The 12,891-nt window shown below is 69.1% G+C and carries 11 protein-coding genes; 4 read left to right on the top strand and 7 right to left on the bottom strand.

All coding sequences use genetic code 11. From position 1 onward, the window contains the following. Positions 1-18 precede the first annotated feature (18 nt). The 3 genes from ABIA35_RS31660 to ABIA35_RS31650 all read right to left on the bottom strand — a co-directional run bounded on the left by ABIA35_RS31660 (position 19) and on the right by ABIA35_RS31650 (position 2,302). Positions 19-1,002: a hypothetical protein gene (locus tag ABIA35_RS31660; RefSeq protein ID WP_370360320.1), complete on the bottom strand. Its 984-nt coding sequence runs from the start codon at positions 1,000-1,002 to the stop codon at positions 19-21. 165 nt (positions 1,003-1,167) lie between these two features. After that, positions 1,168-1,893 (bottom strand): rhomboid family intramembrane serine protease, encoded by a 726-nt coding sequence (locus ABIA35_RS31655; protein WP_370360319.1) that lies wholly within the window; start codon positions 1,891-1,893, stop codon positions 1,168-1,170. A gap of 97 nt (positions 1,894-1,990) precedes the next feature. After that, positions 1,991-2,302 (bottom strand): hypothetical protein, encoded by a 312-nt coding sequence (locus tag ABIA35_RS31650; protein ID WP_370360318.1) that lies wholly within the window; start codon positions 2,300-2,302, stop codon positions 1,991-1,993. A 12-nt stretch (positions 2,303-2,314) separates the two neighbouring features. Between ABIA35_RS31650 and ABIA35_RS31645 the strand changes: the two genes are divergently transcribed. Next, complete coding sequence (locus tag ABIA35_RS31645; RefSeq protein WP_370360317.1) at positions 2,315-2,755, top strand: FAD-binding oxidoreductase; 441 nt, start codon at positions 2,315-2,317, stop codon at positions 2,753-2,755. Here ABIA35_RS31645 and ABIA35_RS31640 read toward each other — a convergent pair. The 3 genes from ABIA35_RS31640 to ABIA35_RS31630 all read right to left on the bottom strand — a co-directional run bounded on the left by ABIA35_RS31640 (position 2,742) and on the right by ABIA35_RS31630 (position 7,824). Then, positions 2,742-5,978, bottom strand: a complete 3,237-nt coding sequence (locus ABIA35_RS31640; protein WP_370360316.1) for a TIM-barrel domain-containing protein — start codon at positions 5,976-5,978, stop codon at positions 2,742-2,744. The genes ABIA35_RS31645 and ABIA35_RS31640 overlap by 14 nt on opposite strands. Before the next feature lie 67 nt (positions 5,979-6,045). Further along, complete coding sequence (locus ABIA35_RS31635; RefSeq protein ID WP_370360315.1) at positions 6,046-7,263, bottom strand: ROK family protein; 1,218 nt, start codon at positions 7,261-7,263, stop codon at positions 6,046-6,048. 129 nt (positions 7,264-7,392) lie between these two features. Further along, positions 7,393-7,824 carry a hypothetical protein gene (locus ABIA35_RS31630; RefSeq protein ID WP_370360314.1) on the bottom strand — a complete coding sequence of 144 codons (432 nt, stop codon included), beginning with the start codon at positions 7,822-7,824 and terminating at the stop codon, positions 7,393-7,395. Between the two features lie 219 nt (positions 7,825-8,043). Here ABIA35_RS31630 and ABIA35_RS31625 point away from each other — a divergent pair, with 219 nt between their 5' ends. Genes ABIA35_RS31625 through ABIA35_RS31615 form a run of 3 tightly spaced genes read left to right on the top strand, consistent with a single transcriptional unit; the run spans position 8,044 to position 9,811 of the window. After that, a complete protein-coding gene (locus tag ABIA35_RS31625; protein ID WP_370360313.1) occupies positions 8,044-8,634 on the top strand; it encodes a DUF6879 family protein in 591 nt (196 codons plus the stop codon). After that, positions 8,631-9,449, top strand: coding sequence for a hypothetical protein (locus ABIA35_RS31620; protein WP_370360391.1), 819 nt, complete (start codon positions 8,631-8,633; stop codon positions 9,447-9,449). Before ABIA35_RS31625 ends, ABIA35_RS31620 begins: the two co-directional genes overlap by 4 nt. Continuing rightward, a complete protein-coding gene (locus tag ABIA35_RS31615) occupies positions 9,338-9,811 on the top strand; it encodes a hypothetical protein (protein WP_370360387.1) in 474 nt (157 codons plus the stop codon). The genes ABIA35_RS31620 and ABIA35_RS31615 overlap by 112 nt, the downstream gene beginning before the upstream one ends. On the opposite strand, the gene ABIA35_RS31610 is transcribed toward ABIA35_RS31615, so the two are convergent. After that, positions 9,796-12,537, bottom strand: coding sequence for a putative bifunctional diguanylate cyclase/phosphodiesterase (locus ABIA35_RS31610; protein ID WP_370360312.1), 2,742 nt, complete (start codon positions 12,535-12,537; stop codon positions 9,796-9,798). The genes ABIA35_RS31615 and ABIA35_RS31610 overlap by 16 nt on opposite strands. Positions 12,538-12,891: the final 354 nt, after the last annotated feature.

The raw sequence follows: 12,891 nt of genomic DNA, 5'->3' as shown, positions 1-12,891 counted from the left end.
CCCGGGCGCTCGGGTGTCTCAGTTGTGAAGAACCACGCCGGCCTCGGCGGCCTGCGCGGTGCCGGGCGTCGAGGTGACGCGCAGCGGGAAGGTCAGCGCGGCCTGGGCCGCGGCCTTCGTGAGCCCGTTGCAGTTCAGGGCGGCCGACCAGGCGTAGATGAAGCCCGCGAGACGGCTCGCCTCCGCATCGAGCGTGGCGTAGTAGGACTGGAGGGTGGATTCGAAGTGCTTGCGGTCGTCGTCGCTGCCGGTGGTGTACAGGACCGGCACTGCGGAGGAGGGCGCGGGCAACGGAGCCGCGTACCGGTTGCTGACCAGCTCGCGCGCGATGTGCAGGCACTGCTGCGCGGTGAGGTCCGTCGGATCGCTCATGCCGGTCGGGTCCTCGGCCAGGATCGCGTCGACCGCGTTCTTGATGTCGGAGAACGAAGGAGCGCTGCCATCGGCCGGCGGCACCAGATAGGCGGTCCCGGACCCGGCGTCGAAAGCCGGATCGGGCAAGGGCAGATACAGGCCGACGACTCCGCCGCCCGGCGAGCCGTCCAGGGTGAGCGACGTGCCGGCCACGCCGAGCGCGAAGGACGACGGGACGGAGTAAGGGCTGCCGCTGCTGCCCCACAGCTGCACGTCGTAGTCGAGGCTGTCCTCGCGGATCTTCTTACCGTCGCGGGTCACCGAGAGCACGACGTTGACCAGGCTCTCCGGCGAGGTGTACTTGGCCAGGATCGCGCTGTCGACGTCGATCACGGCCACCGCCGCCGAGTACAGCGTGGTGTCGAACAGGTCGGTGAGCTGGTAGATGGTGTTCGTCGAGTCGTTCGCGGCCGTGTAGCCGGCGGAGCCGATCACGGCGTGCGGGGGCGCGGCCAGCGTGTCCGGGTGGCCGAAGTCGACCTGGTACGCGGTCACGGCGAGTTTGTGGAGGTACTGCTCGAAAGCCAGCGGATCGCCCACGACTTTGGGCGGATGCAAGACCACGAGCAAAGCGACACCGCTGCTCATCGGCCGACCTCATCGGAATCCATGCGTCCCGCCTTCCGCAACGACTGCTCGCCACGGCGGTGGTACCCGACGAATGTGGACGTGATGCCAGGTTTCATGAGAAACCCCTAGAAGAGTCGAGATACAGGATATTCGACCGTTGGGGCCTTCTAAGTTGCTCAGACGTTACCTCTGCGGCGCGGACACGGACACTCGGTCATAGCCCTTACGAGGGTCCTGACGAGGGCCCTTACGAGGCCACGCGACGGCCAGACCGAGGACACATCCGGCCAGCAGACCCGCGCCGTGGTTGTTCTCGATCGCGCCCAGGAACACACCGGCCGCCAGGATGGCGATCGCCATCACCCGCTGGCGCTTGGGGTTGGCGGTACGCGCCAGGCACACCGCGGCCAGCGCCCCCACGAGCCCGCAGATGGCGATGGAGCACCCGCCGCCGTGCCGGCTCCAGCCCGCCTCGCTGACGATGTTGGCGGCGACACCGCTGCCGAAGAAGATCAGCAGCCAGCGACCGGGGCCGAAGCAGCGCTCGGCGACGGGGCCCGCGACGGCCAGCGCGGGCACGTTGATCACGATCTGGAGCAGCCCGGAGGACTGGATGAACAGGGCGGTGAAGACCCGCCACCACTGGCCGTCGTGGAGCGCGTCGGGCTGGCGCATCAGATGGTCGGACAGGCCGTGCACGCCGTACTGCAGGCCGATCATCACCAGCACCGCCGCCAGGACCACGGTGGTGGCCCACGGCCAGGGCCTGCGGCGCCAAATGGCCGACAGGATCTGGACCGGGCTTCGCTCTTCGGGCCCGGTGCCGGACAGCGCGATCAGCAACGGTTGCCCCGCCCCGATGACGACCGCCGCGCTCGCGTACAGCTCCAGCTCGTGGATGTCGGCCATTCCCAAGCCCCCCTTGGCCCCGAATTTCTTGATCACCTTATAGGGCCCGGCAACCGACTCCGCCATCAGTAGTGTCTCGGCGATATCGCCGCTCGCCTCAGACTGTCGCGAGCGACGCCGAGACTTCGATGGCGTTCGAGCAGGAGCACATACTGAGCCCGGCGTCGTCGTGGCCCTTCGCCATCGCCCTGCGCTGCTCGTGGAAATACGTGACCGCCAGGCCGCGATGGGTTTCGCAGATTCCTGCGACGTCGCCGAGCGCGCGGTACAGCCGCAGGGCACGCCTGAGCTGAAAGCGCGCGGTGTCGTATTCGCCGACGAACACCAGGTCGCGTGCGATCTGCCGATGAGCGCGCGCCTGCGCCGCCAGGTCGCCGAGCCGCCTGGCGGCGGCCAGGCCGAGCCGCACGGCTTGGCGCCGATGCCCGGGTCCGCGCCGCACATCGGCGTCGTCGGCTACACCCTCGGCGGCGGGCTCAGCCCTGTGTTCGGCCGCAGCAAGGGATACGCGGCCGACCATGTCGTCTCCATCGACGTCGTCACCGCCGACGGGGAGCTGCGCACGGCCACCGCGGACGACGATCCGGACCTGTTCTGGGCTCTGCGCGGCTGCAAGGGCAACTTCGGCGTGGTCACCGCGATCGAGATCGAGCTGTTCCCGGTCGCCCGCGTCTACGCCGGCGGCCTCTACTTCCCCGGCGAGCGCAGCGCCGAGATCCTGTACGCCTGGCGGACCTCTTCCGGGTCAACCACAATGTCCGCCCGCTGGAAACAGGACTCTGAGACTTCGGCCCCGCCCGGATGGCTTCCGGGCGGGGCCGATATGGGACTACCTGGCTACGTGGTGGCTACTTGTAGCTGACCACCAACTGTTGGCCCACCGACTGGCTCGGCGCCTTGACGGTGAGCGTGTGGGACGCGCTGTCCCACGTCCACTTGTCAGCCGTGGCCTTCACTCCGTTGATCGTCACCGACGTGGGTGCCTGTGCGTTCTGGAACGCGACCGTCCACGACCGCTGACGCACCTGGCCGGTGAAGGTGCCCTTCGCCGGGGCGATGGTCACCTTGTGGTCGGCGTAGCGGATGTCGGTCGTCGCGCTCTGGGCGGTGTTGGTGGTCGTGCCGTTGTCCTCGTAGAGGGTGAACGCGCCGGGTGCGCCTTCGGCGACCGTCACCGTGGCGCTCGTCAGCGGGTTCTGGTCGTCGTTGGTGACGTTGCCCGTGCGGGTCGCCATGATGCCGCCGGACTTGATGAACACCGGCATGGTGTCCAGGCCGGTCGTGATGTTCTGGACGGTGCCGCCCTGGTAGGTCTGGCCGGTGAAGTAGTCCGTCCAGGTGCTGCCGGCCGGGAACCACACCTGGGTGGTCGCCGAGTCGCCCGACGTGGTCACCGGCGCCACCAGGACGTCGGGACCGTAGAAGTACTCGCTGTCGTCGAACGCGTAGGCGTCCTGCTGGTCCGGGTACTGCAGGTAGGTCGGACGGGTCACCGGGACGCCGGTCGCGGTGGCCTGATGGGCCAGGGTGTAGGTGTAGGGCACCAGGTCTTCGCGCAGGTTCAGGAACTTCTCCGCGGAGTCCTTCGCCGCCGGGCCGTACTGCCAGGGCAGCCGGTCGCTGTGGTTGCCGTGCAGCCGGTCGACGGGCTGGAAGGCGCCGAGCTGCACCCAGCGGGCGTAGAGGTCGTCCGGCAGCTTGGTGCTGCCGGGCTCGGAGCCGGTGGTCTGGTCGCCGGCGTTGTTGAAGCCGCCGATGTCGTGGCTCACCGCGGACAGGCCGGTCGAGGAAGCCTCCCCGGGGGTGTATCCGACCTCCATGGCCAGCGTGGCCCAGCTGGAAGTGGTGTCGCCGGTGAAGTGCACCGTGGTGCGCTTGTCGGCCCACGGTCCGGTGGCCAGGCCGACCGAGCCGCTGTAGCCGCCGGCGTTGAGCGAGGAGTAGGCCCGCGAGAAGGCGAAGCCGCGGCCGACGGTGGAGTCGGTGTCCCAGGCGTAGTTCTGGTTGATCCACGCGTCCGGGGTCACCCCGGCCAGCGACGAGGTGGAGCTGTCACAGCACCAGTCCAGCCACCAGAAGTCGTCGCCCTGGTTCTGGATCTGCTGGTGCAGGCCGAAGTACGCCGACAGCTGCGCCGGGTTGCCCCAGTCGAAGCAGTACTGCCCCGAACCGCACGACGGCAGCGTGCCCCCGGCCGCGGCCAGCGCCACGGGGTACTGCGGGTCGGTCTGCTGGACGCTCGGGTGCACGTTGAGCGTGGTGTGCAGGCCTTGGGAGTGCGCCCAGGCGAAGTACGCGCTCGGGTCGGGGAACTTGGAGGGGTCCATCTCCCAGCCGTCCCAGGTGCTGACGGCCTTGAAGTCGGTGTCGGTGACCAGGACGTCCAGCGGCGTGTTCTGCGACCGGAAGGTCGGCAGGATGGTGTTCTCGTAGTCGGCCGCGGAGTGGTCGTAGTACTCGGAGTACCAGACGCCGTAGGCCCAGCGTGGCAGCAGCTCGGACGGACCGGTCAGCGTGGCGAGGTCCTTGAGACCCTGCTGGTAGTCCTGGCCGTAGCCGAACACGTACCCGTCCTGGTACGGCTTGCCGCCGGTGGACGGACGCTGCGACACCTGGTGCGACGCGCTGTTGAAGATCGCGGAGGAGGTGTCGTCCAGCAGCGACCAGCCGTCCTGGTAGAGCAGGCCGGGCGTGGTCAGGACCTCGCCGTTCTGGCCGTCCAGGCCGCGCCGGTAGCCGCCGAGCGCGGCGTGCGGGGCCAGCAGCGGGGTGTTGTTCTTGACGACCGCGACCGTGTCGAGGTTGACGTGGCAGGAGTCTGCGGTGGGGCAGCCGAGGGTCACCGTGTTGTCCCCGGCGGCGAGCGTGACGGGGATCGAGACGGTGCGCCAGCTGTCCCAGCTGCTGGTCTGCGCGAGGGTGGTGGTGGCCGGGGTGCCGGAGCCGACGGCGACCGAGATCGTGCGCGGGCCGGCGGCCCCGGTCTGGCCGAGATCGGTCTGCCAGTTGGCGTAGCGCAGTTGCAGTTGGTACGAGCCGGCCTGCGGCACGCCGGTCACGGCGATCGCGTCGGCGGCGGTGGTCGAGCTGAGGCCGCCGACGAAACCGGATCCGGCGTAGTCGTTGTGGTTGTTCTGCGGGGAGGCGCCACCGGTGAGGGCGCCGTTCTCGGCCTGGCAGATCGTGCCGAAGGCGCAGGGCTGGGCCTGCGGCGCGCCCGGGCCGGGGTAGCTCGCGCCCGGCGTGACGACGGCCAGGCTGTCGATGTTCACGTTGCCCGAGTCGGAGGCCGTACGCGCGACGGTGACGGTGTTGACTCCGGCGTTGAGCGTCACCGGCACGGTGGCGACGGCCCAGGTGTCCCAGTTGGCTGTGGTCGGCAGGCTCAGCTGTGCTGCGGCGCCGCTGCCGGCGGTCACGCTCAGGGTGCGGGTGACGTTCTGGCCGTCGCCGCCGGTGCTGTTGGCGTAGCGGGTGGCGAGCTCGTACGTGCCCGCCGTCGCCGCGGTCACTTGGAACGTCAGCGAGTTGCCGGTGGCTTGGAAGCCCGCGGCGAAGCCGGTTCCGGTGAAGCCGCTGTGGTCGCTGGCAACCGAAACGCCGTTGAGGTTCAGGCCCTCGGCCTCACACAGAACACCGAACTGACAGGACGGCGTCGGGGGCGGCGCCCAAGGCTGGGAGGTGACGCTCTGCTTGCCGGCCCGCTCGGTGATGATCAGGTTCCCGGCGGTGAAGGGGCCGGAACCGACCTTGTACCGCAGCTGCTCCTGGCCGGTGTCGATGGTGAGCCAGCCGTTCGCGGTGGTCTTCGTGAAATGCGTCGGGGTGAAGCCGTCGCGGCCGATGGCGTTGAACGTCGGGTCGTTCTCGAAGGCGCCGTTCCCGGCGTACTCGGTGCGGATGAGGGTCGGTGAGAGGACTTCGAACCTTGCGTCGCCGGACACGACGGCGTGCTTGGCCGCGCTTTGAGCTGTCGCGGCCGACGCCGACACGGCGGCGGTCACGGTGCCTGCCAGGACGAAGCCGGCGGTGACAGCCGCGGTCGCGGCACGCCAACGCCTTCTTCGGTGGGGACGGACGGGCATCAGGAAGCTCCTTCGGGAGGGAGGGAGAGAGGGAAGGAAGGAGGAGGAGGGAGGTGGAGCGGTACAGCTACCGGGCGGGGACAGCGTCGAACGCGGCGATCCGCCCGGGGTTCGAGGAGGTGGGGACACAGGACTGGTCGGTGAAGCGGTTGGACTCGGACAGGACGAGCGCCAGGGCGCCCATCAGCGAGGCGCGGGGGCCCAGCGCCGAGGCGCGGACCGCCACCGGCGCCCCGAACGGGACGGTCGCGAGCTCGGCGTGGACGGGGTCGAGCAGCAGCGGGCCGAGCGCCGTCAGCTCGCCGCCGAGGGCGATCACCGAGGGGTTCAGCACCAGCGCGAGCGCGCCGAGCGCCCGGGCCAGGCGCCGGGTGCCGTCGCCGACCACGGCCAGGACGTCGGCGTCGCCGGCCTGGGCCCGGAGGATCAGCTCATTGACGTCGTCGATGCGGATCCCGCGCGCGCCGAGCCGGGCGAGCATCCCTTCGGCGCCGGCGTACAGCTCCAGGCATCCCCGGCGTCCGCACCAGCATTGCGGGCCGTCCGGGTCGGAGGTGACGTGCCCGATCTCGCCGGCGTACCCGTCGCGCCCGCGGTAGATGCCGGAGCCGAACGCGATCCCGAGCCCGACCCGGCTGGCGACCTTGACGTAGAGGAGGTCCTGCCCGTGGGGCGTCGCGGCGACCGACTCGCCGAGCGCGCCGAGGTTGGCGTCGTTCTCCACGGCGGCCGGGATGCCCCAGGTCCGGCCGATCTGCTCGGCCAGCGCGGGCCCGTTCCACCCCGGCAGCACACCGGGAACGAGCAGCCGCCCGCTGTCCGGCGCGATGGGCGCGGCGATACTGATGGCCGCCCCGACGATCTGGTCGCGGTCCGCCTCGGCCTCGGCGAGCGTGGTCTCGATGCTCCGCATGACGATGTGCATGCCGCGCTCGGCCGAGTGCCCCTGCGGCAACGGCACCCACCGCTCGGCGAGCACGCTGCGCGACAGGTCCCCGACCGCGACGGCCACATGCCGCACCCCGACGTCGACCGCGATGGCCAGCCCCGCGGCCCGGTTGAGCGCGAGCCGGCTCGGCGGCCGCCCGGGACTGTCCACGGCGGACTGTGAGTACTCCGAAACCAGACCGCGATCAGCCAGCTCCCCGATCAGACTGGACACCGTGGCCCGCGACAACCCGGTCCGGACGATCAGCTCAGCCCGCGTGGCGCTCCCGGAACGCCGCAGGATATCGACGACCCGCGCACGGTTCCCCGCACGGATCGCCTCACTGGTCGGCTGCACCCTGCGCTGCATTGAGCCCTCTCGGGTCGAAGACTGACGCCACACGCCCTTCGCGCGCCGCGGAGTTCCGTCAAGACTTCGACAAAAGGCTGTAGTTTTGCCAACCCCCGGGTAACTGGCCCGCTATCGCTAGAGCCCGGTGGCCGCTGTGCGGACCGCTTTCGCACCTTCGGTGAAGGTCGCGGTCAGAGCCCCGCACCTCTCGGCGGCCTGATTGAAGTCTTGCCAGCCCTGCGCCGAGAGCCGTCTGCGTAGCTTCTCAGCGATCGTGTCGAGTTCGACGTATGCGTTCGTGAGCTCCCTGGCCAGTGACGTCACCGGGTCAGGAGCTTCCAGAAGCAGGATCGAGTACGAAGTCCACCGATCGTGCTCGTGTTCAATGACCTGGGCGTACAGACGATCCCGCTCTTCGGCCGTGCTCACACCTTCGCGCAGACTGATCAAGAGCCTTCGCCACGCCAACTCGTACTCGACGCCCGCGCGAAGGAAGTCCGCGTATATGGCCCTGGTCACCCTGGCCTGTTCTGCCGCGATCGCCGCCTGAAGCTGCGTCTGACTCATGCGCAGCTGAGTCCGCGCGGTGGTGACACTGCCCCAGATCGCCGCCCCGGCACCGAAGGCCGCACCGATGAGCCCTGCTATCGCGCCGGCGGCCTCTGACCCCATGATCCCGAAGCATAACAGAGTTCTGATTCAGTGCGCCGTCCGCTTCTCCATGAGTGCAAAATACCTTTTCGCTATACCTACGAAGCCCTCCGTCAACACAGGAAGACATCCCTGGTGAATAGCCCGCCGCAGCGGCCGTCCGGCGTCGTGCTCACCGCCGAAGAGTACATCAAGGATTTCTTCCCAAGGTTCTGGCACATCTCCGAGGGGGACTTCTGGAAACTGGAACGGATCCAGTCATTCCAGGAGGAGGGCAGTGAAAGCTGGAACGCCTTCGCACGAGGCGACCGAGCCGAAGCCTTCCGCCTGATCGAGGACCGACGACACTCGCTGGCGGAATACTATGCCAAAGTCGCACAGAATGGCTTCACAACTTACCGCGCCCGCGTAGTCGAGGAAGAAGTCACCCCGTATCTCCAGTGGGAGCTCCATTCGCTGCGGCAGCGGAACGAACTCGGCGAGCAGATCAGAGTGGTCAGCGCGAGCAAGGTGGCGCCGCTGGAGCGGCAGGGCATGCTTCCTGAGATCGTGACGCTGGAAACCGATGCCGTCTACGAGGTGCTCTACAACGAACAAGGTTTGAACACCGGTGCGGTGCGCTCCGAAGCGCCGGCCGATGTGAACGGCTGGCGAACCTTCATCAGGGATCTCTTTTCTGTAGGCCAGGATATTGACATCTTCCTCGACCGGCAGACCACATCATGAATCAGCCTCCCCATCGAGACGAAGCGAACGAGAACCGGCATCAGGCACCCAGTGGGGCAGACTTCTCGGCACCGCGCCAGCTACCAAGCGATATCCGTGGTTTTGTCAACCGCGACACGTCCTTAGGGCAACTCGACGTGTTCTTCACCGAGGATCGCGAGCAGGCCCAGATCTCGACGGTCTGTGTGGTTGTCGGCACCGCCGGCGTCGGGAAGACATCATTCGCCATCCACTGGGCCCACGGAATCGTCGACCAGTTCCCTGATGGCCAATTATTCGTCAATCTGCGCGGCTACGACCCGGGGCCTCCCATGGCCCCCGACCAAGTGCTGGAACGCTTCCTGAGCGCATTGGGCGTCCCCCACGCCGCCATCCCGACCGATCTGGAATCCCGGGCGGACCTCTACCGCTCCCAAGTCGCCGGCCGCAGGGTACTCATCGTCCTCGACAACGCCTCCAGCGTCCGCCAGGTGCGTCCACTTCTGCCAGGGAGCCCCGGGTGCCTGGTGCTCGTGACCAGTCGAAGCCGGCTTTCCGGGCTCATCGCGCGGGACGGCGCTCGGCGCCTGTCACTGGACATGCTCAGCGACGTGGAAGCCATCTCGTTGATCCGGAGCCTGATCAACGAGTACCGGCCCCAAGACGATCCGACGGACATAGCGTACTTCCGAGATATCGCGGTCCGGCGCCGATCCAGTGGGCGATCCGCAACGGAGACGGCTCAATCGGTGTCACGGCCCACTGGATGGACGAACGAATCGACACGGGGAGCATCATCGTCCAGCACGATGGCATCCCGCTGCCCGAGTACGTGAGATTCGATGAGCTCTGGCACGACGTGGCCCCGACGATCCGTGCTCTCGTCGCAGAAGCGGCGACCCTGGCCGCAGATGGTTACGGCGGGGTCCCGCAGGACGAGAACAAGGCGACCTACGCGGGCATGTTCACCGCTGAAGACTCGACCATCAACTGGTCATGGCCATCGCACGACGTGCACAACCTGGTCCGTGCTTTCCACTTCGGCACGGGTATCCCGGGACCGTTCGCGACGATCGATGGAGAACACGTCCGGGTTCTCCGAACCCGTCTCACTCCCGGTTCGGGTACCCGGGTCGAGCTACCGGATGGACCGCTATGGATAGAAGAGGCTGAGCCCGTCGCTCAGCGCTTCCCGTGATCCAGCGGAAGCGGCCGCTGCTCGGCCCACAGCGCCGACGCGGCGCCGGCGGCCAGCGGGCGGGAGTACAGGTAGCCCTGGCCCGCGCGGACGCCGAGTTCCAGCAGGCGCCGGTGTTGGTCCCAGCCCTCGATGCCTTCGGCGATGGTGCTGATGTCGAGGGTGTCGCTGATGGTCAGCAGGCCGCGGACCAGGCGGCGCATGCGGTCGGAGGTGGTGAGGCGGCTGGTGAAGGACTTGTCGATCTTGATGATGTCGATCGGCATGTCGTGCAGGGAGATCAGCGAGGCGTAGCCGGTGCCGAAGTCGTCCAGGGCTATCGCCACGCCGAGGGCGCGCAGGTCCTGGAGGCGCTCGCGGACGCCGACGTCCTCGTGGTCCAGCAGGGCTGTCTCGGTCACCTCGAGGACCACGTAGCGGGGGTCGATGCCGGTCTCGGCGAGGACGTCGCGGACCGCCTCGACGAAGCCCTCGCCGCGGAGTTGGTGGACCGAGACGTTGATCCCGATGAAGCAGCCCTCGCCGCCGGACGGGGCGCTCCACGTGACGGCCTGCTTCACCGCCATGCGGAGCATCTGGCCGCCCAGCTCGCGGATCTGGCCGGTCTCCTCGGCGAGCGGGATGAACACGTCGGGGCCGAGCAGGCCCAGGGTCGGGTGCGGCCAGCGGGCCAGGGCTTCGAAGCCGGCGATGCGGCGGGTGTGGAGGTGGACGACGGGCTGGTAGAAGACCGCGAGCGAACCCAGGGCGAGCGCGTCGTCGAGGGCTGAGCGCAGTTCGGCGCGGCGGACTGCCTGGTCGAGCAGGGCCGCGTGGTAGCGGCGCCAGCGGGCCTTGCCCTCGGCTTTCGCCGCGTACAGGGCCAGGTCGGCGGCGCGCATCAGGGCGTCGGGTTCGGAATCAGGGTCCTCATCCGCGTCGGGGTTTGGTTCGCCGCCGCCGGCACCGCCGCCGGCACCGTCCCCGGCACCGAAACCGGAGCCGGAGCCGGACCCCTCCGTCTCGCCGAGCACCGCGAGTCCCAGGCTCGCGGTCACCCGCAGCGGCCCGGCGTTGGACTCCACCGGCTCGTCGAAGGCGTCGAGCACGCGCTGCGCGATCGCCTCCAGGCCGGTGCGCTCCAGACCGGCGCGCTCCGGACCGGCGCGCTCCACGCCGGCTCGCTCCGGGTCGTGTGCCATCAGGACGGCGAACTCGTCGCCGCCGAAGCGGGCCACGGCGTCCTCCTCGCGGACGTTCGCCGTCAGCCGCTCGGCGACCGCGACCAGCACCTCGTCGCCGATCGGGTGCCCGAGGGTGTCGTTGATCTCCTTGAAGTCGTCCAGGTCGACCATGAGCAGGCCCGCGGCGCCCATGCGGCCTGAGGCCGGGTCGCGGTCCTCCTGCATCAGGAGCCGCAGTCCCTGCCGGTTCATCAGGCCGGTCAGCGGATCGGTGAGCGCCTGCCGGCGCAGTTCCTCCTCCAGCCGGCGCTCCTCTGTCACGTCGCGCAGCGTCAGCACGATCCCGGCCACGGTCGGGTCCGCCCGCAGGTCGCTCCACCGGGCCTCGGCAAGCACGATCCGGCCGTCGCCGGTCTGGACCCGGACCGCGCCGGGCCAGTCCGGGGCGGCCTGGGGGTCGCCGAGCTGGTCGAAGCACCGGGCGACCAGCGCCTGGTCCGGCTCGGAGAACAGGCCGGCCACCGAGCCCTCCTGCAGCCGGTCGCCGAACAGCTGCTTCGCCGAGGGGCTGGAGAAGCTCACGCGGCCCTTCGGCGAGACCACGATGACGGCGTCCTGCGCGTCCGCGATCAGCGTGTGCAGGTAGGCCTGCGTCTCGCCGCGCAGCGCGTTCGCCTGCCAGGCGCGCATCGCCTGGACCAGCCGGGCGAAGACCAGCAGGAACAGCACGACGCAGCAGCCGGCGAGCACGAGCGTGTCGGCGGGATCGGCGCGGTAGGCGGTGACGAGCAGGAGCACCGGGCTGACCAGCGCCGCCGAGCACAGCAGCGCGACCCAGGTACGCGGCGCGACCAGGGCCCACGGCCGGCCGCTCAGCGGCCGCACCAACTGCGCCATCGACGGCATCAGCGCCGCCAGACCCCACGCCACATAGAACGCCGCATAGCCGAGAATCTCGCCGGGCACCGACCAGGTCGGATGCAGTTCGGCGACCGCGAAGTACTCGTCGGAGTACAACATCCCGAGCGCGCCGAGCAGCAGCAGCGGGACCGGGGCCGCGCGCAGCCGTCCGGCGAGGGGGAGTTGCAGCGCCAGGGCCAGCACCAGGGCGTCGCCGAGCAGGTAGGTGATGAGGACGGTGTTGTTCAGCATCGACTCGTACGCCAGATGCCCGGACGGGATGACGAAGATGCTCCAGGACAGCGCTCCCAGGCCGATGGCCACGATGAGCACGTCGAGCAGCGTTCCCTGGCGGTACTCCGGTTTGTCCCGCAGGACGAAGCCCAGCAGGGCGAAGACCGCGAGCGGATAGACGCCCAGATAGATCGCGTCAGCCGCGCTCGGGAACGGGCCGCCGCCGCCCACATTGCCGCCCAGCGCCTGGTACACCACGTCGCCGATGGACTCCAGCAGCAGCGCGCCGGCCACCAGCACCCAAGGCAGGACCGGACGGGGCCGGTAACGCACGATCCCGACCACCACAGCCGCGACGGAGGTCATGCCCAGCACCGTCCACCACAGCAACTGCCCGGACGGCAGGAGCTCATACGCGGCGAATGACACAGCCGAGAGCAGCAGGAAGACGGCGATCAGGCCGCGAGTCGCGCGGGCACGCCGCGTGGACTCAACGACCCGCGTTGCGTCGCTGAGTGGGGGAACCTGGTCAGGCGTCGAATCCCACAGATCCAATGATGCGCCTGGTGCCGCGACTCCAGCAGCGTAGGTTGCGCCAAACGAGCGCGCCCGGCTCCGCGGCAATTCCGTTGCGGCGCGGGCGACGCTGCTGCGACCATCGCGACCATGAACACGCGGAAGAACATACGGAAGGTCGACGGCACCGCCGGCGCATGATCCAGGCAGAACGCCGGGAGGCGTTGCACCAAGCCATGGTCTACCGGGACTTCCCGGTGATCGAGG

It is taken from the genome of Catenulispora sp. MAP12-49 (genome assembly GCF_041262705.1).
Classification (GTDB): Bacteria; Actinomycetota; Actinomycetes; order Streptomycetales; family Catenulisporaceae; genus Catenulispora.
Note: the sequence above shows the minus strand (reverse complement) of the source record. Positions and strands in the feature narration are given on the sequence as shown.

Bases quoted from the DNA above. Each gene is read 5' to 3' on its own strand.
- ABIA35_RS31660 (WP_370360320.1), bottom strand. From the start codon at position 1,002: ATGAGCAGCGGTGTCGCTTTGCTCGTGGTCTTGCATCCGCCCAAAGTC.
- ABIA35_RS31655 (WP_370360319.1), bottom strand. From the start codon at position 1,893: ATGGCCGACATCCACGAGCTGGAGCTGTACGCGAGCGCGGCGGTCGTC.
- ABIA35_RS31645 (WP_370360317.1), top strand. From the start codon at position 2,315: ATGCCCGGGTCCGCGCCGCACATCGGCGTCGTCGGCTACACCCTCGGC.
- ABIA35_RS31640 (WP_370360316.1), bottom strand. From the start codon at position 5,978: ATGCCCGTCCGTCCCCACCGAAGAAGGCGTTGGCGTGCCGCGACCGCG.
- ABIA35_RS31630 (WP_370360314.1), bottom strand. From the start codon at position 7,824: ATGAGTCAGACGCAGCTTCAGGCGGCGATCGCGGCAGAACAGGCCAGG.
- ABIA35_RS31620 (WP_370360391.1), top strand. From the start codon at position 8,631: ATGAATCAGCCTCCCCATCGAGACGAAGCGAACGAGAACCGGCATCAG.